Raw genomic sequence first — 21,275 nt, 5'->3', positions numbered from 1 at the left:
ATATTTGGATAGCAAATGATACTTTGTTAAGTAATTTTTATAAATCTCAATTGTATTTTTACCTCTACTTGGAGTGACACAAAATGAGTCAGGAAGTTACTGCATTAACAAATCAAGCCAAAGAATTTTCAGTCACCCTCCAAAGTCTCCAAAAAGAAATCTCAAAGGTAATTGTAGGCCAAGACAAAATTATTGAAAAATTAATTGTTGCATTGTTATCTCGGGGACATGTTTTACTTGAGGGAGTTCCTGGTTTGGCAAAGACATTACTCGTCCAAACAATGTCTAATTGCATTAATTCTCAGTTTGTTAGATTGCAATTTACACCTGATCTTCTCCCTGCAGACATTTTGGGAACTAAAATCTATGATCATGCCTCAACTTCATTTAAAACAATCAAAGGTCCTATATTTTCAAATTTCATACTTGCCGATGAAATCAATCGTGCACCGCCAAAGGTTCAATCTGCATTACTTGAGGCAATGCAAGAGAACCAAGTAAGTATTCAGGGAGAAACGTATCAATTAGAAAAACCATTTTTTGTAATGGCTACACAAAACCCAGTTGAATCTGAAGGAACATACAAGTTGCCTGAAGCTCAGGTAGATCGTTTTATGTTTAAAATTCTAATTTCCTACCCAACAATAGAACAAGAATCAGAAATTATTCAAAGATTCACTGAAGGAATTTCATATCAACCAGCAAAAATTCTATCGAATGAAAAACTTTTAGAAATGCAAGATTTTATACCTAAAATTTATGCTGATGAAAAAGTTAGAACATATATCACACAAATTGTAGATGCAACAAGATTTCCAAATAAATATGATCTACAACTTTCTGAACTAATTGAATATGGTGCATCTCCAAGGGCATCATTATGGTTAACCATATCTGCAAAAGCAAATGCATTTTTACAAGGAAGAGGATACGTAATTCCAAAAGATGTACAAGACGTAGTTAATGATGTATTGCGACATAGAATTATTTTAACTTATGAAGCAGAGGCAGATGAAGTCACAACAGATGAGATCATAAAAAAAATTATTGATAAAATTACAATTCCGTAATATTAGAATATTTTCTGGTGAGAAAATGCTCCAAACAAAAGAAATGTTAAAAAAAATTAAAAAATTAGATATTAAAACAAAACAACTAGTAGATGGAATAATTACTGGAAATTATAATTCTATTTTCAAAGGACAAGGAATTGAATTTTCTGAAATAAGGGATTATAGAGCAGGTGATGATATACGAGCAATAGATTGGAAAGTTACTGCCAGATTTAATCATCCTTACATCAAGGAGTTTATCGAAGAAAGAGATTTGCAAGTATATTTTATTATTGATATTTCTGGTTCTGGAAGTTTTGGTACAAACATCTCAAAAAAAGAAAAATCTGTTGAGATAATTGCTAGTCTAATGTTTGCAGCACTTCGAAATAATGATGGTGTTGGAATTTTTCTGACTACAGAAAATGTTGAAAAATTCATTCCAGCAAAGAAAAGAAGAAAACACATCATCCAATTATTGGATTTTCTGACCACTTTTACGCCTAATTCTAGGAAAACTAACCTCAAAAAATCACTTGAAGAAATATCAAAAATAATTAAAAGAAAAAGCATTGTCTTTGTAATCTCTGATTTTATTGATAATAGCGATTATCTTAAACCACTCAAACTACTACGAAGGCGTCATGATGTAATTGCTTTGAGAATAATTGATCCTAGAGAAAGAGAGATTCCTGATGTTGGGATGATAGAGCTAGAAGATGAGGAGACAGGTGAGCAAATTCTAGTAGATACATCAAATGAAGAATTTAGAAATTCATATTCAAGATTGATATCTGAAAACGATTCAAAGTTTCAATCTAGTATGATGAAGATAAAAGTTGATACCGTTCCCTTATTGACCGAACAAGACTATTCAACATCACTGAAAAAATTCTTTAAGAAAAGGAGTAAGTAAAAATGGCAGGATTTGATAATCAATATGTTCTAATTTTTCTTTTGGTTATACCTGCATTATTTTATTTCTACAATAAAATTCTAACAAAAAAGAAAAAAGCAGCAATACAATTTAGCAATTTATCATTTATCAAATCTGCATTAGGAAACAAGAAGAAAACTAAACGAGACTCTTTGTTGTTTTACATATCAATTTCAGTAATTGTATTGATGATAATTGGATTTGCAGATCCTCATATCCCATTAGAACAAACTAAAGAGGGTGTGAACGTAGTTCTAGTGATTGATAATTCTGGAAGCATGCAAGCAGAAGATTACCCTCCTAACAGATTGGAATCTGCGAAAAAATCTGCTGAAATTTTACTAGATTCTCTTCAACCAAAAGACAATGCAGGTATTGTAACTTTTGAAACAGGGGCTACCACTGCTGCATATCTAAGTCCATACAAGGATAAGGTGATAGATAAACTCAGAGATATTCTGCCAAGGGAAGGCAAAACTGCAATAGGTGATGGATTGAGTCTTGGAATTGATATGGCTATATCCGTACCAAATAAGCAAAAAGTAGTCATCCTCCTCAGTGACGGTGTTAACAATGCAGGAGTGATTACTCCTAGTGAGGCAGTTGCATTTGCCAAATTAAATGACATTCAAGTTTACACCATTGGTTTAGGTTCAGAAAATAAGGTAGTTTTGGGATATGATTTTTTTGGTAGGGCTCAATATGCAGAACTTGATGAAACAACCCTTAAGACAATAGCTGAGAATACTGGTGGAAAATATTTCAAGTCAATAGATTCTATGACTCTTGAAAACATCTACAAAAATATCAGTCAAGATATTAAACGAGAGCAAGAAGATACCAGCATAAAAGACTGGTTCTTTGCAGCATCACTTGGATTGTTCTTTTTACAAATCTACATGAGATATGGTAAGGGGAGAATTATTCAATGAGCAAAATATGTTTATTATTTTTATTATTTTTAATTGAATTTCCATTTGTATTTGCAGAAGACATTGTGATGTCTGTTGAACAATCACAGTATTATTTCAAGATTGGAGAAAATGCTGTAATTCCTCTGGAAATTCAAAATAATTTCAATCAACAAATATCTGGCATGCTACAATACACTATAACTCAACAAATTAGACAAGCAAACACACAATTTTCAAGCTCTAACACACAAGCATCTATGTTTACCGTTAATGAAGGAACCCAGATAGTTTCATTAGACTTTGGAACTAGTACCTCACCTGCTATTCTTTCAGTAAATCTGAATTTCATTTACAATGATGGAAATCAAATGAATGTCTCCTTTGATCCAATCACAATTCATTTTGTTACAGATGAATCTCAAAAAAATAACGTACAAAATAAAATGCAAAGCTCATCTCAGCAAGGAGCATCTGCTCAGAATAACCCCTCAAGTACACAACAATCTCTTCAACAAAAATTAGATCAGATAATGAATCAACCGTCTCCTATAGCCCAAGATCCACAACAAAGACTTCAAAATAATCAATTAGCACAAGACAGCAATGCTTTAAAAAAAGAAATTCAAGAGCAATTACAAGAAGAAAATAGCCTCAAAAAAACATTTGAAAATCAACTTGCATCTGCTAAAGATTTTCAAAAATCTCATCATGAACTTTTGAAACAGGGATACAACGTAACTGGTGGAAATCTGAATCCTAGTTCTGATTCAACAGGAGATTTTGAAGTAAATTATCAAAATGAGCAAGGAAAATGGGCAAAAATTGAGGGAAGTATGATAAATGGAACCATAACTAAGATCCAAAAGCAAACTCAGGAAGAACAAGAAGGATTATTAGCTAAACTCAGAGCAGATCCTACTTTTCAAGACTATGAGAACCAATTGATTCAAGATACATTTGTAGAGCAGAATTTAGAATTTATTTTTGATCAAAACATGACTTCTATCTCATTAGTTTACAAAAATGATGAAACACAGACTGCAACAATTGTAGCAGATTTTAAAAATGATGAATTGGTAAACATTCAACTTGAGAAACCATGGAAAGATTACTCACATCTGTATCCACTTTTGATACTCGTACCTGCAGGTATCATTGCATATTTTCTATATGAAAAATTAAAAATTAAAAAGAAAATTCCCTCAAAGCCCCCCATTTCTAAAGAATCAAAAAAATTTGATTATGTCTTAGAATCAAATAATTTACTAATTGAGGCAAAAGATAATTTCAATAAAAAACAATACAAAGATGCTTATGGTAAAGTCAGTCAAGCAATCAGACTTTTCTTGAGTTATGAATTAAAATTAAACAAGGAAATTACAAACGAAGATCTAATATCCCATCTGGAGAATAGTGTTTATCCTATATCTGATATTAGATATTGTTTTCAACTTTCAAGCTTAGTTGAGTTTGCAAAACTTGATGCAACTGACGAAGATTTCAACAAAATGATTAGTATTGCTCAACAACTTTTTCATAGAAAACATAACAACCTGAAAAAATAATCAAAATACTGCTATAGTTATTTTTAGTAAATATTCAAACAGGTCCTAATTGATTGTGATTTCAATTTCACTAGAATTATTCTTGATACTACCAGTTTCTGTATAGTCATGCTTTTGCCATGATGCAAATGCCTCAGCGCTAATCTTGTGCTTGCCTTTTCCTAAATCTGAAGCTTTGAATACAAATTTCTCATCAAAGTCAAAAAGTTCTTGCCTTACCTCTTCTTCAGTTAGTCTGATAAATGGCTCAAAATTTTTGGCTACCTGGACCCAAATTCTTCTATCTTTCATTGGATTGACTAGTTTTGGATTTCTGGTCCAAAAGATTGATGCCTTTCTATAGGTATCAATGGTCCTGCCTAATTCCTTCTTTCTGAATCCACCTGATGTCAATTTAATACCATATTTCATTTTGAAAGAAACATCATTGTTATTGTAGGCTTTAGTCCAATTTGCTTCATTAAACGCATTTCTGAGGTCTCCTTCAACTGAAAATTGTACATTAATCTCCACATTTTCATCAGATGAGTACTCATCCTTGGAATTTACTAGTTTTATCTCTGAAATCTTACTTTCTGCCATTCCTACCGCTCATAATGATTTATATCCGCAATAAGTGCTTTTTCTGAATACATGAACGCACAAGTGATCAGTTCTGAACCAAAAGAAATCAGCCTTTCTATCACTGAGACTGATATAGGAATCTTATACATTATTCAACATGAACTCCTAAAAGGATCAAATATTGATTTTGCAGGAGTTATAGTAAAACATCCCCTTACCAATGAATGCTGGATGAGAATTAACTCCAGTACAAAACCTCTGGGAGAAATTAAAAAAGCAACAGATTCCGCAATAAAAATGGCAGAAGAGTTCAAGCAACTATTTAATTCTAAAATTAAGGTAAATTAGATTGAAATTTTGCCCCAAATGTGAGGTCAAATTAAAGAAGGGTACTTCTGGTCTTGAATGCTCAAAATGTGGCTACATAGAAGGACAAAAAGTAAAAGAGACAAAAAAAATTGTTGAAGAAGAAAAAGAAGATTTTTCACTTTTAGCTTTTGAAGGAGATGAAGGAGAAGATATTCATCCAACAATCAAATTAGAATGTGAAAAATGTGGTCATGATGAGGCAGTTTGGTGGATGTTTCAAACTAGAAGTGCAGATGAACCTACAACAAGATTTTATCGCTGCCAGAAATGTAAATACACCTGGCGAGATTACACATAACGTTTAACTGGAACTTTAAGTCAAGAAAATTGATTTGACTTTTGGAGCAAAAACAAGTGGTTCTGATGATCTAAAGGCAATCATATCTGCAATATCTACACTTGTTGAAGAAGCTACTTTTGTTGCAACAGCAGAAGGAATTACCTTCAGAGGGATGGATCCATCTCATGTCGCTTTAATTGATATTTCTTGGCCAAACTCTGCATTTGAAAAATATGAATGTGATAGTGATATTAAATTTGGAGTTAGAATTGATGAATTTTCAAAACTTATCAAAAGAGCTGACAAAAAAGATAGCATAGAGATTAGCATCTCTGAACAAAATATGTTACTAGTTACTGTTGGAAAAAATAAAAAATACAAAATGCGTTTAATTGAAAGTTCTGCAACAGATACACCATTACCAAAAATTCCGTATGATTCTAAAATAATTTTATCCTCCTCAAAGTTTGATAAAATTCTCGGCGATGTGCAGGTAGTATCTGATTATCTAACAATCCATACATCTGATTCTAAGGGTGACTTTTCAGGTAAAGGAGATTCCGGAGAGGTAGTGATAGATTTGGATAAAGAAGATGAAGAGATTGAAGAAATCTCCTCAAAAGAAGACAGTATTGGAACTTACAGCCTTGAGTATCTGAATCCTGTAGTAAAGGCAGTAGGTACCACTGCAGGCTTTATCACATGTGAGTTTTCAAGCGCAAAACCTCTCAGAATTGAATTTAAGGTAGCAAATATTGGCAGAATTCACTTTTACTTGGCCCCACGCGTGGAAAGTTAAAGCATTTAAAGATTAACTAATTCAGGTACTTTGAATTGAGACTCGTAATAAAATATGGCGGAACATCAATCTCTGCTACCAAAGACATTCAAGCAATAGCTAAACAGATTAACTCTTTATCAAAGAAACATCAAATTGTAGTTGTTTGTTCTGCTATTAGTGGAACAACTGATGATCTAATAGAGATATCTGAATCAATAAAAAAAGAAAATAAATCAAAAGCTGAACAACTTGCATCAAAGATTACAAATCGACACAAACAGTTAGCAAAACAGACAATCAAAAAATCTGATCTACAAAAAAAATTATTAAGAAAACTAGATGAAGATTTTTCAGAACTTCTTGCTTTAATTGATGGAATGGTATTACTTGGTGAGGTTACATCAAGATCAATGGATTATCTCATTTCATTTGGTGAAAGACTATCGATAAAATTAATCTCAGCAGCAATCAATGATTCAGGAAAAAAATCAATTCCTCTTACTGGAAAGGAAGTTGGAATAATCACTGATTCAAATTTTGGTGAATCAAAACCATTAATGGATACTACCAGACTTAGAGTATCAAAGACTGTAGATAATTTATTCTCAAAGAAGATTGTTCCTGTAGTGGGAGGATTTGCAGGTGCAGATCAACACGGACATGTAACTACATTTGGTAGAGGTGGTTCAGATTATTCTGCAACAACTATTGGTTCTTGTATAAAGGCAGATGAAATTTGGTTGATGAGTGATGTTGACGGACTAATGACTGCTGATCCAAAAATAGTAAAGAATGCAAAATTACTAAAAGAAGTTTCATACATTGAAGCAGTTGAGATGGCTATGTTTGGTGCCAAGCAAATTCATCCAAGAACCTTTGAGCCCTTACTATCAAAGAAAATTCCAATGAAGATTAGAAATTCATTTAATGTCAAAAATGAAGGTACCTTAGTAACTGTATCACCATCAGCATCAGTAAAAAATACTGTCAAATGTGTAAGTAATATTCAAAATAATGGACTAATTGATATTCGAGGTGGCAGTATGGTTGGAACTCCTGGAACTGCAGCAAAAATATTTGAAACATTAGCAAAATCTGGCATTAATGTAATGATGATCTCACAAAATCCATCCGAATCAAGCATAACAATTGTGGTAAAAAATACTGATCTTGATAAAGCAGTCAGTGCACTAGAGATGGAATTATTGGGAAAAATTATCAAAAAATTGGAAATTACTACTAATGTGGCCATTATTGCATTGATAGGTTCTGGAATGAGAGGAACAGTTGGAGTAGCATCAAGAGTATTTGGAGCAATTGAGAAAAATAAAATCAACGTATCCATGATAACCCAAGGTTCATCAGAACTAAATCTTGCTTTTGTTGTTAAAAATTCTGATACAAATGCAGCAGTTCGAGCACTGCATAACGCATTTGAACTAGACAAAATCAATTGAGACAAAATCATTTAAGGGCATAAACCAAAATAGATTTATTGAAAAAACTAATTGCTGTTTTGTTAATTGGAGTTTTAGCCATTGGTCTCATTTCACTTTCTTCCATTTCTGATCAGTTTGCAGATGCAGGTTCAAGAAAAAAAATCCATTTCACTCAAACTATAACCTCTTCTCAAGATCCTGGGCTAGGACATGAGAATCATCAGTTAGCACTAATTCTTTCTCCAAATGAAGGAACTTTGTATGATGGCTCTATGACATTTACCTCAAGTTCACCTGTTCAGATAGTTGTTTTACATGAAATTAATCCTCAAGATTCAAAAGGACAGCCAACATGGACTGTTGATGGAAAAACAATTTATGGATTATCTCTAATTGATTTACAGGAAAAATCCGGATCTTTTGAGTTTACAGGAGCTGCACTTGCATTACATTCTCCAACATCAAAAGAATTTACTTCAACTGTAAGTGTTGATGGATGGATTAGAGGACAGCCTACTGAAGTGATTATGCAAAAAATTGAATTAGAAAAAGAAGAACCATCATCACTACTTTCAAGAACTAATGTGCCTGCTACCATTCCAATGCATAAAGGAATCTACAATGGAAATCAAATTCTTTACATCATTACAGATGGAAGTGATAAAGAATATGCAAAAGAATTATCTGAAAAACAAGAATGGAATGTAGAGGTAGCACCTGTAATTGCAGATGTTCCTAAAGATACACTACAAAAAATATTCATTTTTAAAAATGGAGTAAAAGGTGATGGAATCTATGGATTCCAAGATGAAGTATTTTCTAGTACTCCTTCACAAGAATCTGAATATAGTGCACTAAATTCTGTAATTGAAGTTACCTGGAAAAAAGGTCAAAAAGAAATAGTATTTGAATCTGCTACCGATATTATTGATGCTCAAGAAAAAGGTAGAATAGAATTTAATGAAACAGGAATAGTACTAAACTCTCCACAGATTACTTGGCCTGATGGACAGATGAAGATACGTTCTGACAAAGAAATAACTGATGATATGCCATATGGTGGGGGACAAATAATAGAAATCAATGAAGAAGAATTGACAGTTACTTTTGTTGCTCATAGAGGTTGGGGACCTGATGGAAGAACAATTTACTACATTGTAACTGATGCTACTCCTTTAGGACCTGCAGAGACAATGGGTGTTGTATCATCTCCAAGTTCTGCAAATCTGATTGCACATTCTGGAGCAGTAGATCTTTTCCAATTTAAAAATGGAATTAAAGGTTCTGGTCCATTAGGATTCCAAGCAGGAATTGCGGGTGCATCCCTTGATGATAAAAATTACAGTCCGATGTGGCGAATTTATCTAGTTGAATGGAATAATCCCGAATCAGCAAAAATTTTGGAGACAAAATCAGATATTGATGCATTTCGTGCTGATGGTTTACTTTCAGTTAGTATTGCCAGACCACTAAACAGTGATCATATAGTTAATTGCCCATTCATAGATCCATTCCAATAACATATTCCACTAAACGGATAAATTACTTGGCAGAAAAATTATTCTTAATTGACTGGTAAACTCAACATTGTTGGTGTTGGCCCCGGACATCATGATCACATGACATTTAGAGCCAAAGAAGTAATTGAAGAAAGTGATACTATTGTTGGCTATGAAACCTATGTAAATTTAGTACAAGATCTAATTGAAGGCAAAACAGTATATCGTTATGCAATGACACAAGAAGTTGAAAGAGCTCACCAGTGCATTGATCTTGCAAAGTCTGGAAAAATTGTTTCACTTGTATCAAGTGGAGATCCAGGAATTTATGGAATGGCTGGATTAATTTATGAAACACTTGCAGAATCTAACTGGGATCCTAAAGAAGGTCTGCAAGTAGAGATTGTACCAGGCGTATCGGCACTAAATTCATGTGCATCAATTATTGGCTCACCTCTTATGACTGATTTTGCAGTAGTTAGTATGAGTGATCTATTAGTTCCATGGGAAGTTATTGAAAAAAGAGTTGAAGCAGCAGCTCAAGGTGACTTTGTAATTGTTATTTACAATCCTGCAAGCAAAAAAAGAATTCATCAATTACAAGATACAAGAAAAGTTCTTTTAAAATATAGAAAACCTACTACCCCTGTAGCAATAATTAAAGGAGCATTTAGAGAATCTGAAACAATTGAAATGACTGATTTGGAAAATCTACCTAACCACTCTGACAAATTAGGAATGATCAGTACTGTAATTATTGGTAATTCATCAACATATACTTACAAAGATTTAATGATTAACCCAAGAGGATACAAATCAAAGTATAATTTAGAAGAACAAACTAATCCAGATCTTAAAGTCTAATAGCTTTTCTTAATTGCTTCATTAACTTCTTCACTCAGATTTAGCTTTTCTCTAATTGGAGAAATTACTTTCACCAAATAATTTCCAACAGTTTGTTTCAAATCTCCTGGGTGTAGTTTCTTTTGAGCAAAATCTGCTTCAAGTTGTTCATATTCAAAATATGATACATTTCCACCAAATTTTTCAGGTCTTTCAACTTTCATCTCATTAAAATCATGAAAGATTATAGTTCTTGAAATTTCTAACAATGGGTTATTTTGAATATTTGCTTCCTCACACCAGGCTTTGCTAATTTTTTTCTTTATTTCTTCATCTGAATTATGAATAAAAACCCCAGAATTTGGATCAGATTTACTCATTTTACCTAATATTTGAGAATCATTAGTGTCTGCAGGTTTTGAAAGTCCAGGTAACAGTTTGTGATGTACCGCTACAGGAACCTTCCATTTCATTTTGGGAAAAATTTCTCTAACTAACATGTGAATTTTTCTTTGATCCATTCCAGCATGTGCAATATCGACATCTAATGAATGGATGTCTACTGCCTGCATTGCAGGATAGAGTAATTTAGCAAGATCTATTTTTTTATCATCTTCAGAGCGTCCCATTATTGTAAGAGTTCGCATAGTTCTTGCAATTGACATATGTTTTGTAAATTTTACAAGTTCAGACCAATACTCAGTTTTTTCTTCATACAATTTTGAGCCTAAGATAATTTTTGCATCAGGACATACTAACTTGAATGCATCTTGATAATATTTTGAGACTTTTGATATTGTTTCCCAATCCCCTCCAAGTTTATCATTAATTAGCGTGTGCCAATCTGCAAGAAATATTGTACAGTTTACTCCAGCTTTTACAAAATCATTAATTTTGAAACCTGTGCTGATTAAACTACCAAGATGCAAAAATCCTGAAATTTCAAGACCAATGTAGTGTTTTGGTGATGAATTTGATTTGAATAACTCGATTAACTCATCATGAGTGACAACTTCTTCAGTTGGTGGTTTTTCAATCAGATCTACTTTTTCTGTAATATCCAAATCAAAACAAGTTTTATGATCTAAACGTATAAAGTTATTCAAAAAATTTAGACGACTTTGGAAACTTTGAATATGGGATGTCTTTGTTCCATATATGACTCTTGAAGATGGATTAAATCTAATTGAAAATTACAAAAAAGCACTTCAAAAATTTCTAGATACGTTACCTGAGCAATCAGTACAACTAGGTTCAGAAATGGTAAAAACACTTACAATGAATTCAAAAAATGAAATTGCAAACTTGGATGCAATTGAAAAAGCACTCAAAAAACCTGCAAAATATGAATCAGGTTTGTCAGAATAATTTCTGAACCCTACTTACAATTCTTTTTGTGTTTTCTCAATTCATCTTGAGTGTCAAATTCAGTTCCACACACTCGACACTTTTCTTTTTTCTTATTGTGTGCTTTTTCTTGATGCTTCTTTAATCTTTCAGAATCAGGAAGAACTGTTCCGCATTTTTTACATTTTAAATCATTACTACTAGAACCAAATAACCCCATACTGAAAATACTCGTTCATACTAGAAATAGTTTTTATGAAAAAATCTTAAACTCACTATTCTATTCCTGATTCATCTAGACTTTTCCGTGGTTTTATGCTAAGATAAAATGCATGGGTACTGATTATAAACGCCGCAAGAAATACCTTGGTTGCAAAAACCAAATTCCATGGTCTATCAGGATCTGGATAAGCAACTGATAATCTATCTATATCTGGAACCATTCCATCTACAATCCCTGCCGTAATTTGTGCATTCAATACTGTAAAATTGTATATCACTTCATAAAGTGTAATTATTGAAAATCCTAAAAGCATTAACTGAAGTAATGCCATCTTTGTTCCAACAATTTTATTTCCTGCAGTTCTTCTCCAACCAATTCTTGAAACACAATACCATCCAATTATTGTAGAAAAAAATATCCATGTGGATACTCTTGCAAAGTTTTCAAACGGAATTGTAGTATTATGAATTGCTTCTCCCATCACATATGTTCCATTTTCAATCCATTCTATCATTGTAACATACACTCCAAATACTAGAGTGGATAACATAATTACTCCACAAACATAGAAAATATACAGATAGACTTTGTAGCCTGAATCTGTTTTTTCAAGATGACGTGGTTTCATAATGCCGTTTGCCAATTTTTGAAATATAAAAATTCATGTTTCACCGATGAGATTTATAGACTAGTTATAAACAGCATTACTGTTGAAGATTGCAATTAACATCCCAATTGTAGGTAAAGAAGAGATATCTGCAGTCACTAATATTCTCAAAAATGGCGCTTTAACATCATCTGCTAGTCAAGGTGGAAAACATGTTCAAGATTTTGAAAAAACTGCTGCCTCTTTTGTAAAATCCAAATACGTTATTGCTGTTAATTCAGGTACTGCTGCACTACAAGCCGCACTACACGCATTAGAAATTAAAAAAGGAGATGAAGTTTTAGTTCCGTCGTTTACTTTTGTTGCAACTGCAAATGCTGTTGTCTCAACTGGAGCTAAACCAATTTTTGTTGATATTCTAAAAGAAAATTATACAATTGATCCTGATGATTTAGAAAAGAAAATTAATAAAAAAACTCGTGCTATCATACCTGTTCATCTTTATGGTAATGTGGCAAATGTAGAAAGGCTTTCTGAAATTTCAAAAAAACATAATATTCCAATTATTGAAGATTCAGCACAATCTTTAGGTTCAACTTACAAAGGTAAACATACAGGAACTTTCTTTGATATGGGTTGTTATAGTATGTATCCTGCAAAAGTAATGACTGCTGGTGAAGGTGGTTTTATTGTTACTAATAATAAAAAACTTCGAGATAAATTACTGATGATTAGGAATCATGGAATGGTTCATGGATATGATACTAAGATTTTTGGACTTAACTTACGATTACCAGAAATAAATGCTGCAATTGCAACTGTTCAAATGAAAAAACTTTCGAACTTTTTAAAATCTAGACAGAAAAATGCACAACTACTATCAAACCTAATATCTGATCTAAATGTTATTCTTCCAAAACAACGAAAAAATGAAAATGTGAATTGGTATCTCTATACAATTGCAACTCAAAACCGTGATAAAGTTTTGAAAAAACTAAATGAAAATGGGGTTGGCGCTGCATCTTACTATCCAATCCCAGTTCACAAAACACCATATTACAAATTAAAAACAAAGCTTCCAATTACTGATTGGGCAGCATCTCATGTAATTTCATTACCAATTCATCCAGGTGTCACTAAAGCAAATATTGAATTTATTGCAAAAACCCTACATGAAATACTATGAATATCATAGCAGAGGCCATTGGAGAACTCTGTAAGGTAGTTTTACCTATACCTGTGGAGTATTTTAAAGGAAATCCAAATTCATCCATAGCTATTTGCACCCTTTCAAGCATGAATTTGCTCAAAAAATTCTCCAATTCTGAGATTTTAAAAGATATTTCTATAGTGGGGAGACTCTTAACTGAAAATAAAGGAATTGATTCTATCATTGAATATGTAAACAATCATCAAAAAATTAACACCATTGTTGTTTGTGGAAAAGAAGTTTGGGGACATAAATCTGGTCACTCGTTATTTGAATTACACAAAAATGGAATTGATAAAAATAATAGAATAATTAATTCATCTAGTCCGGATCCTTATCTTACAGTTTCTAGATTAAAAATAAAATATTTTCAAAATAATGTGAATCTTGTAAATTTAATTGGCGAAACTGATTATGAAAGAATTGTATCTAAAATCAAATTCACTTAATAGCCATTTCGTTGTCTTTCTCTATTGATTTCATTTTTCTTTTTGTATTCATCTACAATATCATCAGGTGTAAGATCAAGCTCTAGTGATGCTTGAACAACAAAATGCCAAATATCAATTAATTCCTCTCTTGCTTCAGATTCATTAAATTTTGTTGGTGTTTTCCACCATTTCCAATTTGTAGTTCTTTGAAGTTCTACAGCTTCATGCATTATTGCAGTACACAATGCAGAGACCCTGCCTTCAGAATCTTTTGGATATCTATCTAAATTCATCATTTCAGATAGACCTTTTTGAAGTTTGAATATTGTATCTAGTCTATCTTCAGACATTTCTTGTGTCAAGGATGAGTTATTTTGAGAAATAATTGAACTTAAGTCTTTTTAGAAGCGGATCATTTTTTCATAAATTTTAATTCGCTTTGAAATATCTCCATTTTTGATCCCAAGTAATCCATCTAATCCGTATTTTTCAACTGCAAAAGATCCTAATACATTTCCGTACACTACTGCTTTTTTTATTTCAGAAATACTAGTAGATTTTTTACTTGCAAGATATCCTATCATTGCACCTGCAAAAGAGTCTCCTGCACCTGTAGGATCTACTACATCCTCTAAGGAAAAACCTGCTGTAGGAAATATCACATCATCATAAAACATTAGCGAACCATGCTCTCCTTTTTTAATAATCACGTATTTTGCTCCCCATTTCATCATTTTTTTAGCACATTTTATCAAATTGAATTCTTTTGTAAGAAGTTTGGCCTCTTCATCATTAATGACAACTGCATCAACAGCTTTAATCATTTTAATCACTGCATCTCTTTTTGTAGAGATCCAAAAATCTATCGTATCACACATAGAAAATTTAACATTATCAAATTCTTTGATTAATGACGTATTTTGTTCAGGATCATTATTTGCTAGATACACAAATTGAGATTTTCTGTAATCATCGGGTACACTTGGTTTAAAATCAGCTAATACATTTAATTCTGTTTTCAAAGTTGATCTAGTGCTTAATGTATCGTCATATTTGCCATCATAGCGAAATGTTTTACCATTTTTGATTGTTAATCCCTGTAAATCCAAATGCTTTGATAGTATCTTATGGTGATCTTTAGGAAAATCTTTGCCAACTACAGCAATTAATCCTGTGTTTACAAAATTGCTTGCTGATATTGCAGCAAAAGTTGCTGCTCCTCCTAAAACATTTTTTAATGTTTTTTTTGGTGTTCTAATTGTATCAAGTGCTGTAGAACCAAAAACAGTAAGCATTTACAACGAAATTAATTTTGATGTATAAATTCTCTTGCCTGCTCTTCTGTTGGATAATAAACAAATGGTACATCAATAGAAGTAATTATCAAATCATATTTTGTTATACCTGTAATTTTTACTGATTCGGATTCTTCATTATTGGAATCTGTATGAAAAGTTCCTTTTACAAAACTACTGTCTAATGGGTGTAACGTAAAAGGTTCTAACTTTCCTTTTCCAATCATTTCATTATTTGAAATCACAAAAAATTCTGTCTCACCTGCAGTCATTAATAATAATGATGGATTCTCAAATTTTAATTCGATATTATAGTTTGAACTACTTTCATTTTCATCTAATAACTCACTTTGTGCAACACTGACTCCAATTTGTGATGCAGAAGCATACTGTGAATACCCAAAAATACTCATGGCTAAGACAAAGAGAACTAAAAGACCACCTTTTTTTGATGATTTCATGACTAATTTCAGAAAAATTACATTTTAACTCAAAAGGGAAAAAATACCGATAAATTGTGTAAAAGTTTTGATCTAATCTCTAAGCTCCTTAGAGCTAACAGAATAAATCAAAATTAAATGATTATTTTATGATGGCTAGAATTAAAGTAAAGCTAGGTGAGAATGAAATTGAAGTTGATTCTAGAGATTTCTATGTTGATAATCAGACATTAGGTGAAATAATTGATAATATTTCAAATCATTTACCAGAAAATCAAGCAAAAATTGTATACGAAACAGAATCTGCCCCAAACCCATCTGAAACTGAGCAAGTGGCTCAATACGGTTTAGAATATTTAGATAATGCTGAAGCAAACGAGCCAGAATTTGATGAACCAATATCTATCACCTCAAATGAAATTAAATCAAAATTAAGAATTCTAGAAACAAGCAGATTTTTTGATTCCCCAAGAACAGTAACTGAAACAGTTCAACAACTTAGAGAATATGGCTGGTCTGCAAGTCCATTAGATGTATCAACTGCTTTAGCCAAGATGGCATCAAATAAAGAAATAATGAAAAATTCATATCAAAATAGGACTCGCTATTTTAATGAAGAAGCATTAGTTGCTAACTAGAAAAATTACATTTCTCACAATTAGAAAAAGTTTCGCCATCTAAATGATCAAAATGTGTATTGCATTCATTACATGTATGATGCATGTCAAAATACCCATCCTTTTCCACTTCACCTATCTGATTAGATTCAAGATCTGTACTCTTACACTTTATACAATGACAACCACATTCAATTTTCATGATTTGTATCCGATATTCATGTATAGATGGAATACATATACAAATCATTGGAAAAGAAACGAGAAATTCCTATAGAGATTGATGATCATTTCAAGCTTTTTGGAAAAGAGCCATGGGAGGTAGATTATGGTGAAAAATGCCCTGTCTGTGATGTTAGGATTGATGAATATGGTTTTTGCTCGTGTGGTTCTAGTGGAGATTAACTTTTCTAATTAAAGGAGCAATTACAATAACTAAAAACCCAATTGCCAATGGTGCTAATATTGAAAATTCAGGAACTGCAGTAGTCCCAATAATAGTAACTTCTCCAGTTGTTTCAGGTCTTATGTTAAGCCATACATGAGTTCCATTATTGATATATTCATGAAAATAAATTTTCTCATCATCAAGAAATACAGCATATGGTCCCCATAACAATTCTAATGGAATTATTGTTGTAACAAATCTATTTTTTTCAGAGACATCAAATGTAATACTTTTTGTTGGTTGATCAAATGTAAAATCATTTATTTTTGAATAACTTCTAATTTCAACTAGAAATTCTTTATCTTCCCATTTTATGTTTTGATAAATTTTTGGTTCATCAAGAGAATACTCCAAAACCATTTGACAACCATGACATGTAATTCCTTTCTTTTCATCCAAATACACTGGCCTTTCATTTGCAAAGATCAAATCTGCTTCTTCAGGTAAAATAAAAGAAGTGGTCTCAAGATATCTGAAACTCCAAGTCCATACATTGTCTTTTTCAGTAATTGCATGCTCTAGATCATATTCTACAATGGATCTGTTTTGAGAAGGAAAAATTAGTACTCCTGTATTATCTCCAATAACTGAGAATTGTTTTTCTTCTCCTTCTTCATCTGTAACTGTGATATTTGAAACAGTTCCATAAATTAACTCAATTTGCTTTGGCAAATTTGCTGGACTAACCACATGTTTGACATGAACATCTCCAACTGAATTTATGACTATTTCAACTGATTTTTGTGAAGCCTTTTCACCAAATGAAATCTGTGCATCAACTGTGGGAATAACTGATATTATTAGAAAAATTACTAAAAATCCACAAATCTTACTATTCATTTATTCCACTGTTACATGAAGCATTTGTGCTTTTTCTAAAGGACAATCATTGCCATCTCTTTGAAGATTAACAATTTTATCTGCAACATCCATACCTTCAGTTACTTCGCCAAACACAGTATATTGTTTATCTAAAAATGCACTGTCTGAAGTAACTATGAAAAATTGTGAACCTGCACTATCTGGATCCTGTGATCTAGCCATAGAAACTATGCCTCTTAAATGGGATCTTGAATTAAATTCGGCCTTGATATTGTATCCAGGTCCTCCCATTCCCCAGGAACCTTTGTTGTCTGTTTTTGTATTTGGATCTCCTCCTTGAATCATAAATCCAGGAATGACTCTATGGAATAGAGTACCATCATAGAATCCATCTTTAGCCAATTTTTCAAAATTTCTAACTGTTTCAGGAGCTAATTCAGGTAGAAGTTTAAATGCAATATTACCAAAATTAGTTTCTATATTCACATTGCTCAATAGGACTCTTTTATCGTCTTATCATAAGAGTCTTTTGTGAAATTTATTTTAAAAATCATAATTAATATTTTAACTATGTTGAAAATTTCATATCTATCTGTACGTTTTTCGTTGATGAATTAATTTGGTTGAGGACTTTGAAAAAAATAATTATTTGTAAAAAATAAAATTCAAATTTTTTATATGATGATTTTTAGATTTCATAAAGTTATAGTCTTATATAGAACAATTAAAGTTTAGAATCTGTTGAATCGTACAAACCAAAGCACGATAATTAAAGAAGCAATTAATTCTTATCTTGACAAAGGGGTAACGGACAAACAGGATATCTACACCAAAGTAGTTGATGAGCTTGGTGTTCCAAGACCAACTGTAAGAAGAGTTGCAAGAGATCTTAGAACTGAATTATTGCAAAAAATCCAAATCTTACAATCAGATATGCCCAAAGTATCTAGTACCACTGAAGAAGACGAATAAATTCGGCTCCTTTTTCTTTTTAATTCTTATATTATTTTCTGGTATTCATCATTACTGTTATAAATAATGAATTTTTTAAATTATTATGGGATATTTGGGAAACCATTTGGCCACTGTTTCCACAGGAATTTTTGCAGCAGTACTTACAGGACTTTGGGCTTTTTGGGATTTATCACCAGTTCTAGATTTTGTCTTTCTTATGGCAGTTCCAATAACATGGTTCATGACTTTTACATGCTGGATATCTCAAAAAAGTACTGATTACATGCACAGTCATGGCTCATCTCATGCTCAAACAGAAAAAAAAAGCTTGAGTAGCACACAAACCATTCAAACTTCAACTAGTGGTAATCAAATTGGTCTTTCAGAAATCAAACAAGTTCAATCAGAATTATCTGCAGAACTTAACACTCTCAAGGAGTCTGTTAAACTCAAAGATGGTGAAATTGAAAGATTAAATCAAGAAATTTCAAATTTACAAACACTTGTTCAAATTGAATCATTAAAAACAGAATTAGCTAACCTGAAAATGTTAGCCTCTAAAAGAAAATAATTCATTTTAGTCTACTTTTTGCAATGTGAGCATTCTATACCGTGATTTTCCTTACAACCAGGACAACTAACTGCACCTCCAAAATGACATTTGCAAGAACATAATTCAGTTGGATCTTTTTTTACACTCACTAATTATGAAAAGTAATGTTAGTATTTGATTCTTCCAATTTTGAGTAAATTCACTAAATTAGATCACAAAAATCTACTATCACAAATTTTATCATAGTAAAATTATTCCTTAAAATTTCTAAATAATTATTGGTAGAATGCACATATGACTAATAATAAAATTAATTTAGATTTAAAAAATTCCTTGTTAGAATTAATTTCTCATTTTTTTCTAAAGAGATCAATACAAGTATTATTAATTTCCCATAATTCAAATCACATTAATATTTAATTTACAATTTAGACTGTTTTCATAAATCTATTCTCAAAAAAATTTAAAATATTATGTTCATATAGTAATTCAACATTATTTTTTTACTAAAAAAATTACTATGTGAAAAAATTAATCTAGATGTAATTTAGAGGCAATCTCTAAAGTTTCATCTACCATTTCTTTTAATCTATTTTGTGCATCTTCATCTGATACAGCGTTTTCATTAATCGATTCTGTGGTTAAAAATACTGCCTTTGGATTTGCTATTACTCTAAAATATGATAATAATTGAGTGATTAAATTCTGTACGTTAACAAAACCAATATTTCCAGAAGCCAAAATTGTTATTCCAGCAACCTTTCCGGCAGTTTTTTTATAATTAATGTACTCAAACAGATTTTTTAATGATGAACTAAAAAATGAATTGTAGATTGGTGAACCAATCAACCACACATCTGCATCCATAATGTCATTTGCTGCAGTCTTTGTGGGCTCATTATACTGTTCATCTGGTCCCTTATAGCATTCTATTTGGCCTTCTGATAGATTAATCAATTTTGTATCTTGATTTTTTGATTTTGCATACTCGTAAACATATTTCATAATAATTTGCGTATTGGCATTTTTTCTTGGGCTACCTGAAATAACTATAACTTTCATGTATCAAGCAATTTGTTTTTGTATTTAAGTTTCAAAAAATTTTAAAATTAACGGGCTTGGAGGGCTTCGATCCCTCGACCTGTAACTTAGGAGGCTACTGCGCTATCCATGTTGCGCGTCAAAATGACTCTGCGCCACAAGCCCAGCAAAAAAAATACTCTTAATTATTTAAGCGTAATCGAGATTTTCATTTATCATTTTCTTAATACTCATCCAGTCTTTGTTTTCTTTTTCATTCCATTTTTCAAAATAAACTACATCTTTCAATTCAAGTCTTGGTAGCCATCCAGCAGCTTCAAGATCTGGTTTTTCAGCAAATTCATCAACATATCCTAAACACAAGTAAGCAACAGGAATAACATGCTCAGGCAATTCTAGAACTTCTTTTAATACTTCATTTGATAAAATACTTACCCATCCAAGACCAACACCTTCTGTTCTTGCTGATAACCATAAATTTTGAATTGCACAGCAAACACTGTATAGACCTGCTTCAGGAATACTTGATCTGCCTATCACAAATGGACCAAATTTTGTAGGATCATATGTTACACATACATTTACTGGAGCTTCTGAAATTCCTTCTAACTTGAATGAAAGATACTTTGATCTTTTTGGTTCATCAATTAATTGTGACGAGCGTTTTTTTTCTTCCTGAAAAGATTCTTTTATCTTCTTTTTTGTTTGATTATTTTTAATTAAAATAAAATTCCATGGCTGTGAAAATCCAACAGATGGTGCATGATGCGCAGCATGAAGAATTTTTGATAAAATCTCATCTTCAATGGGTTTAGAGGTAAAGTGAGATCTAACATCTCTTCTTGAATAAATTGCCTTATAGAAGCCTAGTTTTTCCTCTTCAGTAAAATCATCTGTCAATGTATTTCTCCTTCATTCTTCTTTTGTTAAACGTTAATAATGTCAATCTTTAGTTTTGTACTTCAATGGGCCGGTAGTCTAGCTGGTTAGGATACCGCCTCGACACGGCGGTGATCGTGAGTTCGAATCTCACTCGGCCCACTT

28 protein-coding genes and 2 tRNA genes are annotated in these 21,275 nt (G+C 31.9%); 18 read left to right on the top strand and 12 right to left on the bottom strand.

Features of this window, described 5'->3' with window-relative positions; genetic code table 11:
* Positions 1-83: 83 nt before the first annotated feature.
* From C6990_RS01305 to C6990_RS01290, 4 genes are read left to right on the top strand one after another with little or no spacing between them, the layout of a single operon-like run.
* Positions 84-1,070, top strand: a complete 987-nt coding sequence (locus C6990_RS01305) for an AAA family ATPase (protein ID WP_182127930.1) — start codon at positions 84-86, stop codon at positions 1,068-1,070.
* 25 nt (positions 1,071-1,095) lie between these two features.
* Positions 1,096-1,968: a DUF58 domain-containing protein gene (locus tag C6990_RS01300; RefSeq protein ID WP_182127929.1), complete on the top strand. Its 873-nt coding sequence runs from the start codon at positions 1,096-1,098 to the stop codon at positions 1,966-1,968.
* A gap of 2 nt (positions 1,969-1,970) precedes the next feature.
* Positions 1,971-2,921, top strand: a complete 951-nt coding sequence (locus tag C6990_RS01295; RefSeq protein ID WP_182127928.1) for a vWA domain-containing protein — start codon at positions 1,971-1,973, stop codon at positions 2,919-2,921.
* On the top strand, positions 2,918-4,468 hold the full coding sequence (locus C6990_RS01290; RefSeq protein WP_182127927.1) for a hypothetical protein: 1,551 nt from the start codon (positions 2,918-2,920) through the stop codon (positions 4,466-4,468). The genes C6990_RS01295 and C6990_RS01290 overlap by 4 nt, the downstream gene beginning before the upstream one ends.
* A 45-nt stretch (positions 4,469-4,513) precedes the next feature.
* On the opposite strand, the gene C6990_RS01285 is transcribed toward C6990_RS01290, so the two are convergent.
* The gene (locus tag C6990_RS01285) at positions 4,514-5,050 is read right to left on the bottom strand and encodes a hypothetical protein (protein ID WP_182127926.1); all 537 of its coding nucleotides are present in this window, start codon (positions 5,048-5,050) and stop codon (positions 4,514-4,516) included.
* A gap of 51 nt (positions 5,051-5,101) precedes the next feature.
* Between C6990_RS01285 and C6990_RS01280 the strand changes: the two genes are divergently transcribed.
* Genes C6990_RS01280 through cobJ form a run of 6 tightly spaced genes read left to right on the top strand, consistent with a single transcriptional unit; the run spans position 5,102 to position 10,264 of the window.
* Positions 5,102-5,380 carry an RpoL/Rpb11 RNA polymerase subunit family protein gene (locus C6990_RS01280; RefSeq protein WP_048114616.1) on the top strand — a complete coding sequence of 93 codons (279 nt, stop codon included), beginning with the start codon at positions 5,102-5,104 and terminating at the stop codon, positions 5,378-5,380.
* 1 nt (position 5,381) lies between these two features.
* Positions 5,382-5,699, top strand: a complete 318-nt coding sequence (locus tag C6990_RS01275; RefSeq protein WP_182127925.1) for a transcription factor S — start codon at positions 5,382-5,384, stop codon at positions 5,697-5,699.
* Positions 5,700-5,733: 34 nt separating this feature from the next.
* Entirely contained in the window at positions 5,734-6,480 is a 747-nt protein-coding gene (gene pcn, locus C6990_RS01270) for a proliferating cell nuclear antigen (pcna) (protein WP_182127924.1), read from the top strand.
* A gap of 35 nt (positions 6,481-6,515) precedes the next feature.
* Positions 6,516-7,919: an aspartate kinase gene (locus C6990_RS01265; RefSeq protein ID WP_182127923.1), complete on the top strand. Its 1,404-nt coding sequence runs from the start codon at positions 6,516-6,518 to the stop codon at positions 7,917-7,919.
* 38 nt (positions 7,920-7,957) lie between these two features.
* On the top strand, positions 7,958-9,421 hold the full coding sequence (locus C6990_RS01260; RefSeq protein ID WP_182127922.1) for a DUF7482 domain-containing protein: 1,464 nt from the start codon (positions 7,958-7,960) through the stop codon (positions 9,419-9,421).
* A 48-nt stretch (positions 9,422-9,469) separates the two neighbouring features.
* Entirely contained in the window at positions 9,470-10,264 is a 795-nt protein-coding gene (gene cobJ / locus C6990_RS01255; protein ID WP_182127921.1) for a precorrin-3B C(17)-methyltransferase, read from the top strand.
* Here cobJ and C6990_RS01250 read toward each other — a convergent pair.
* The gene (locus tag C6990_RS01250; protein ID WP_182127920.1) at positions 10,261-11,307 is read right to left on the bottom strand and encodes a tyrosine--tRNA ligase; all 1,047 of its coding nucleotides are present in this window, start codon (positions 11,305-11,307) and stop codon (positions 10,261-10,263) included. The genes cobJ and C6990_RS01250 overlap by 4 nt on opposite strands.
* Before the next feature lie 94 nt (positions 11,308-11,401).
* On the opposite strand from C6990_RS01250, the gene C6990_RS01245 reads away from it, so the two are divergent.
* Entirely contained in the window at positions 11,402-11,611 is a 210-nt protein-coding gene (locus C6990_RS01245; RefSeq protein ID WP_048114637.1) for a hypothetical protein, read from the top strand.
* Between the two features lie 10 nt (positions 11,612-11,621).
* On the opposite strand, the gene C6990_RS01240 is transcribed toward C6990_RS01245, so the two are convergent.
* A complete protein-coding gene (locus C6990_RS01240) occupies positions 11,622-11,810 on the bottom strand; it encodes a C2H2-type zinc finger protein (protein ID WP_182127919.1) in 189 nt (62 codons plus the stop codon).
* A gap of 55 nt (positions 11,811-11,865) precedes the next feature.
* Positions 11,866-12,441: a hypothetical protein gene (locus C6990_RS01235; protein ID WP_182128061.1), complete on the bottom strand. Its 576-nt coding sequence runs from the start codon at positions 12,439-12,441 to the stop codon at positions 11,866-11,868.
* Between the two features lie 82 nt (positions 12,442-12,523).
* Between C6990_RS01235 and C6990_RS01230 the strand changes: the two genes are divergently transcribed.
* On the top strand, positions 12,524-13,606 hold the full coding sequence (locus C6990_RS01230) for a DegT/DnrJ/EryC1/StrS family aminotransferase (protein WP_182127918.1): 1,083 nt from the start codon (positions 12,524-12,526) through the stop codon (positions 13,604-13,606).
* Positions 13,603-14,079 (top strand): tetrahydromethanopterin S-methyltransferase subunit A, encoded by a 477-nt coding sequence (locus C6990_RS01225; RefSeq protein ID WP_182127917.1) that lies wholly within the window; start codon positions 13,603-13,605, stop codon positions 14,077-14,079. Before C6990_RS01230 ends, C6990_RS01225 begins: the two co-directional genes overlap by 4 nt.
* On the opposite strand, the gene C6990_RS01220 is transcribed toward C6990_RS01225, so the two are convergent.
* Genes C6990_RS01220 through C6990_RS01210 form a run of 3 tightly spaced genes read right to left on the bottom strand, consistent with a single transcriptional unit; the run spans position 14,076 to position 15,817 of the window.
* A complete protein-coding gene (locus C6990_RS01220) occupies positions 14,076-14,411 on the bottom strand; it encodes a dUTPase (RefSeq protein ID WP_182127916.1) in 336 nt (111 codons plus the stop codon). The genes C6990_RS01225 and C6990_RS01220 overlap by 4 nt on opposite strands.
* A gap of 51 nt (positions 14,412-14,462) precedes the next feature.
* Positions 14,463-15,356 carry a PfkB family carbohydrate kinase gene (locus C6990_RS01215; protein ID WP_182127915.1) on the bottom strand — a complete coding sequence of 298 codons (894 nt, stop codon included), beginning with the start codon at positions 15,354-15,356 and terminating at the stop codon, positions 14,463-14,465.
* 11 nt (positions 15,357-15,367) lie between these two features.
* Positions 15,368-15,817 (bottom strand): hypothetical protein, encoded by a 450-nt coding sequence (locus tag C6990_RS01210; RefSeq protein WP_182127914.1) that lies wholly within the window; start codon positions 15,815-15,817, stop codon positions 15,368-15,370.
* A gap of 131 nt (positions 15,818-15,948) precedes the next feature.
* Here C6990_RS01210 and C6990_RS01205 point away from each other — a divergent pair, with 131 nt between their 5' ends.
* Together C6990_RS01205 and C6990_RS01200 are read left to right on the top strand one after the other, a co-directional pair.
* On the top strand, positions 15,949-16,434 hold the full coding sequence (locus tag C6990_RS01205; protein WP_182127913.1) for a hypothetical protein: 486 nt from the start codon (positions 15,949-15,951) through the stop codon (positions 16,432-16,434).
* A 228-nt stretch (positions 16,435-16,662) separates the two neighbouring features.
* On the top strand, positions 16,663-16,818 hold the full coding sequence (locus C6990_RS01200) for a hypothetical protein (RefSeq protein ID WP_182126214.1): 156 nt from the start codon (positions 16,663-16,665) through the stop codon (positions 16,816-16,818).
* On the opposite strand, the gene C6990_RS01195 is transcribed toward C6990_RS01200, so the two are convergent.
* Positions 16,805-17,701 (bottom strand): hypothetical protein, encoded by an 897-nt coding sequence (locus tag C6990_RS01195; RefSeq protein ID WP_182127912.1) that lies wholly within the window; start codon positions 17,699-17,701, stop codon positions 16,805-16,807. The two genes, C6990_RS01200 and C6990_RS01195, sit on opposite strands and share 14 nt — an antisense overlap.
* On the bottom strand, positions 17,702-18,178 hold the full coding sequence (locus tag C6990_RS01190) for a peptidylprolyl isomerase (protein WP_182127911.1): 477 nt from the start codon (positions 18,176-18,178) through the stop codon (positions 17,702-17,704). It abuts the gene before it with no gap.
* 246 nt (positions 18,179-18,424) lie between these two features.
* On the opposite strand from C6990_RS01190, the gene C6990_RS01185 reads away from it, so the two are divergent.
* Both C6990_RS01185 and C6990_RS01180 read left to right on the top strand, forming a co-directional pair.
* Positions 18,425-18,655, top strand: coding sequence for a hypothetical protein (locus tag C6990_RS01185; RefSeq protein WP_048114657.1), 231 nt, complete (start codon positions 18,425-18,427; stop codon positions 18,653-18,655).
* Positions 18,656-18,740: 85 nt separating this feature from the next.
* Positions 18,741-19,208 (top strand): hypothetical protein, encoded by a 468-nt coding sequence (locus C6990_RS01180; protein WP_182127910.1) that lies wholly within the window; start codon positions 18,741-18,743, stop codon positions 19,206-19,208.
* Between the two features lie 513 nt (positions 19,209-19,721).
* Here C6990_RS01180 and C6990_RS01175 read toward each other — a convergent pair.
* From C6990_RS01175 to bluB, 3 genes are all read right to left on the bottom strand, one after another.
* Positions 19,722-20,252, bottom strand: coding sequence for an NADPH-dependent FMN reductase (locus C6990_RS01175; RefSeq protein ID WP_182127909.1), 531 nt, complete (start codon positions 20,250-20,252; stop codon positions 19,722-19,724).
* Positions 20,253-20,303: 51 nt separating this feature from the next.
* A tRNA-Arg gene (locus C6990_RS01170) sits at positions 20,304-20,396 on the bottom strand.
* Between the two features lie 24 nt (positions 20,397-20,420).
* Positions 20,421-21,131: a 5,6-dimethylbenzimidazole synthase gene (gene bluB, locus C6990_RS01165; RefSeq protein ID WP_182127908.1), complete on the bottom strand. Its 711-nt coding sequence runs from the start codon at positions 21,129-21,131 to the stop codon at positions 20,421-20,423.
* A 67-nt stretch (positions 21,132-21,198) separates the two neighbouring features.
* Between bluB and C6990_RS01160 the strand changes: the two genes are divergently transcribed.
* Positions 21,199-21,272, top strand: a tRNA-Val gene (locus C6990_RS01160).
* The last annotated feature ends 3 nt before the right edge of the window (positions 21,273-21,275 follow it).

Origin of the sequence: Nitrosopumilus sp. b3 (assembly GCF_014078525.1) — an archaeon.
Classification (GTDB): domain Archaea; phylum Thermoproteota; class Nitrososphaeria; order Nitrososphaerales; family Nitrosopumilaceae; genus Nitrosopumilus.
Note: the sequence above shows the minus strand (reverse complement) of the source record. Positions and strands in the feature narration are given on the sequence as shown.

Bases quoted from the DNA above. Each gene is read 5' to 3' on its own strand.
- C6990_RS01290 (WP_182127927.1), top strand. From the start codon at position 2,918: ATGAGCAAAATATGTTTATTATTTTTATTATTTTTAATTGAATTTCCA.
- C6990_RS01295 (WP_182127928.1), top strand. From the start codon at position 1,971: ATGGCAGGATTTGATAATCAATATGTTCTAATTTTTCTTTTGGTTATA.
- C6990_RS01175 (WP_182127909.1), bottom strand. From the start codon at position 20,252: ATGAAAGTTATAGTTATTTCAGGTAGCCCAAGAAAAAATGCCAATACG.
- C6990_RS01285 (WP_182127926.1), bottom strand. From the start codon at position 5,050: ATGGCAGAAAGTAAGATTTCAGAGATAAAACTAGTAAATTCCAAGGAT.
- C6990_RS01225 (WP_182127917.1), top strand. From the start codon at position 13,603: ATGAATATCATAGCAGAGGCCATTGGAGAACTCTGTAAGGTAGTTTTA.
- C6990_RS01220 (WP_182127916.1), bottom strand. From the start codon at position 14,411: ATGTCTGAAGATAGACTAGATACAATATTCAAACTTCAAAAAGGTCTA.
- C6990_RS01205 (WP_182127913.1), top strand. From the start codon at position 15,949: ATGGCTAGAATTAAAGTAAAGCTAGGTGAGAATGAAATTGAAGTTGAT.
- C6990_RS01245 (WP_048114637.1), top strand. From the start codon at position 11,402: ATGACTCTTGAAGATGGATTAAATCTAATTGAAAATTACAAAAAAGCA.
- C6990_RS01300 (WP_182127929.1), top strand. From the start codon at position 1,096: ATGCTCCAAACAAAAGAAATGTTAAAAAAAATTAAAAAATTAGATATT.
- C6990_RS01240 (WP_182127919.1), bottom strand. From the start codon at position 11,810: ATGGGGTTATTTGGTTCTAGTAGTAATGATTTAAAATGTAAAAAATGC.
- C6990_RS01215 (WP_182127915.1), bottom strand. From the start codon at position 15,356: ATGCTTACTGTTTTTGGTTCTACAGCACTTGATACAATTAGAACACCA.
- C6990_RS01235 (WP_182128061.1), bottom strand. From the start codon at position 12,441: ATGAAACCACGTCATCTTGAAAAAACAGATTCAGGCTACAAAGTCTAT.
- C6990_RS01305 (WP_182127930.1), top strand. From the start codon at position 84: ATGAGTCAGGAAGTTACTGCATTAACAAATCAAGCCAAAGAATTTTCA.
- C6990_RS01280 (WP_048114616.1), top strand. From the start codon at position 5,102: ATGAACGCACAAGTGATCAGTTCTGAACCAAAAGAAATCAGCCTTTCT.
- C6990_RS01180 (WP_182127910.1), top strand. From the start codon at position 18,741: ATGGGATATTTGGGAAACCATTTGGCCACTGTTTCCACAGGAATTTTT.
- C6990_RS01210 (WP_182127914.1), bottom strand. From the start codon at position 15,817: ATGAAATCATCAAAAAAAGGTGGTCTTTTAGTTCTCTTTGTCTTAGCC.
- C6990_RS01195 (WP_182127912.1), bottom strand. From the start codon at position 17,701: ATGAATAGTAAGATTTGTGGATTTTTAGTAATTTTTCTAATAATATCA.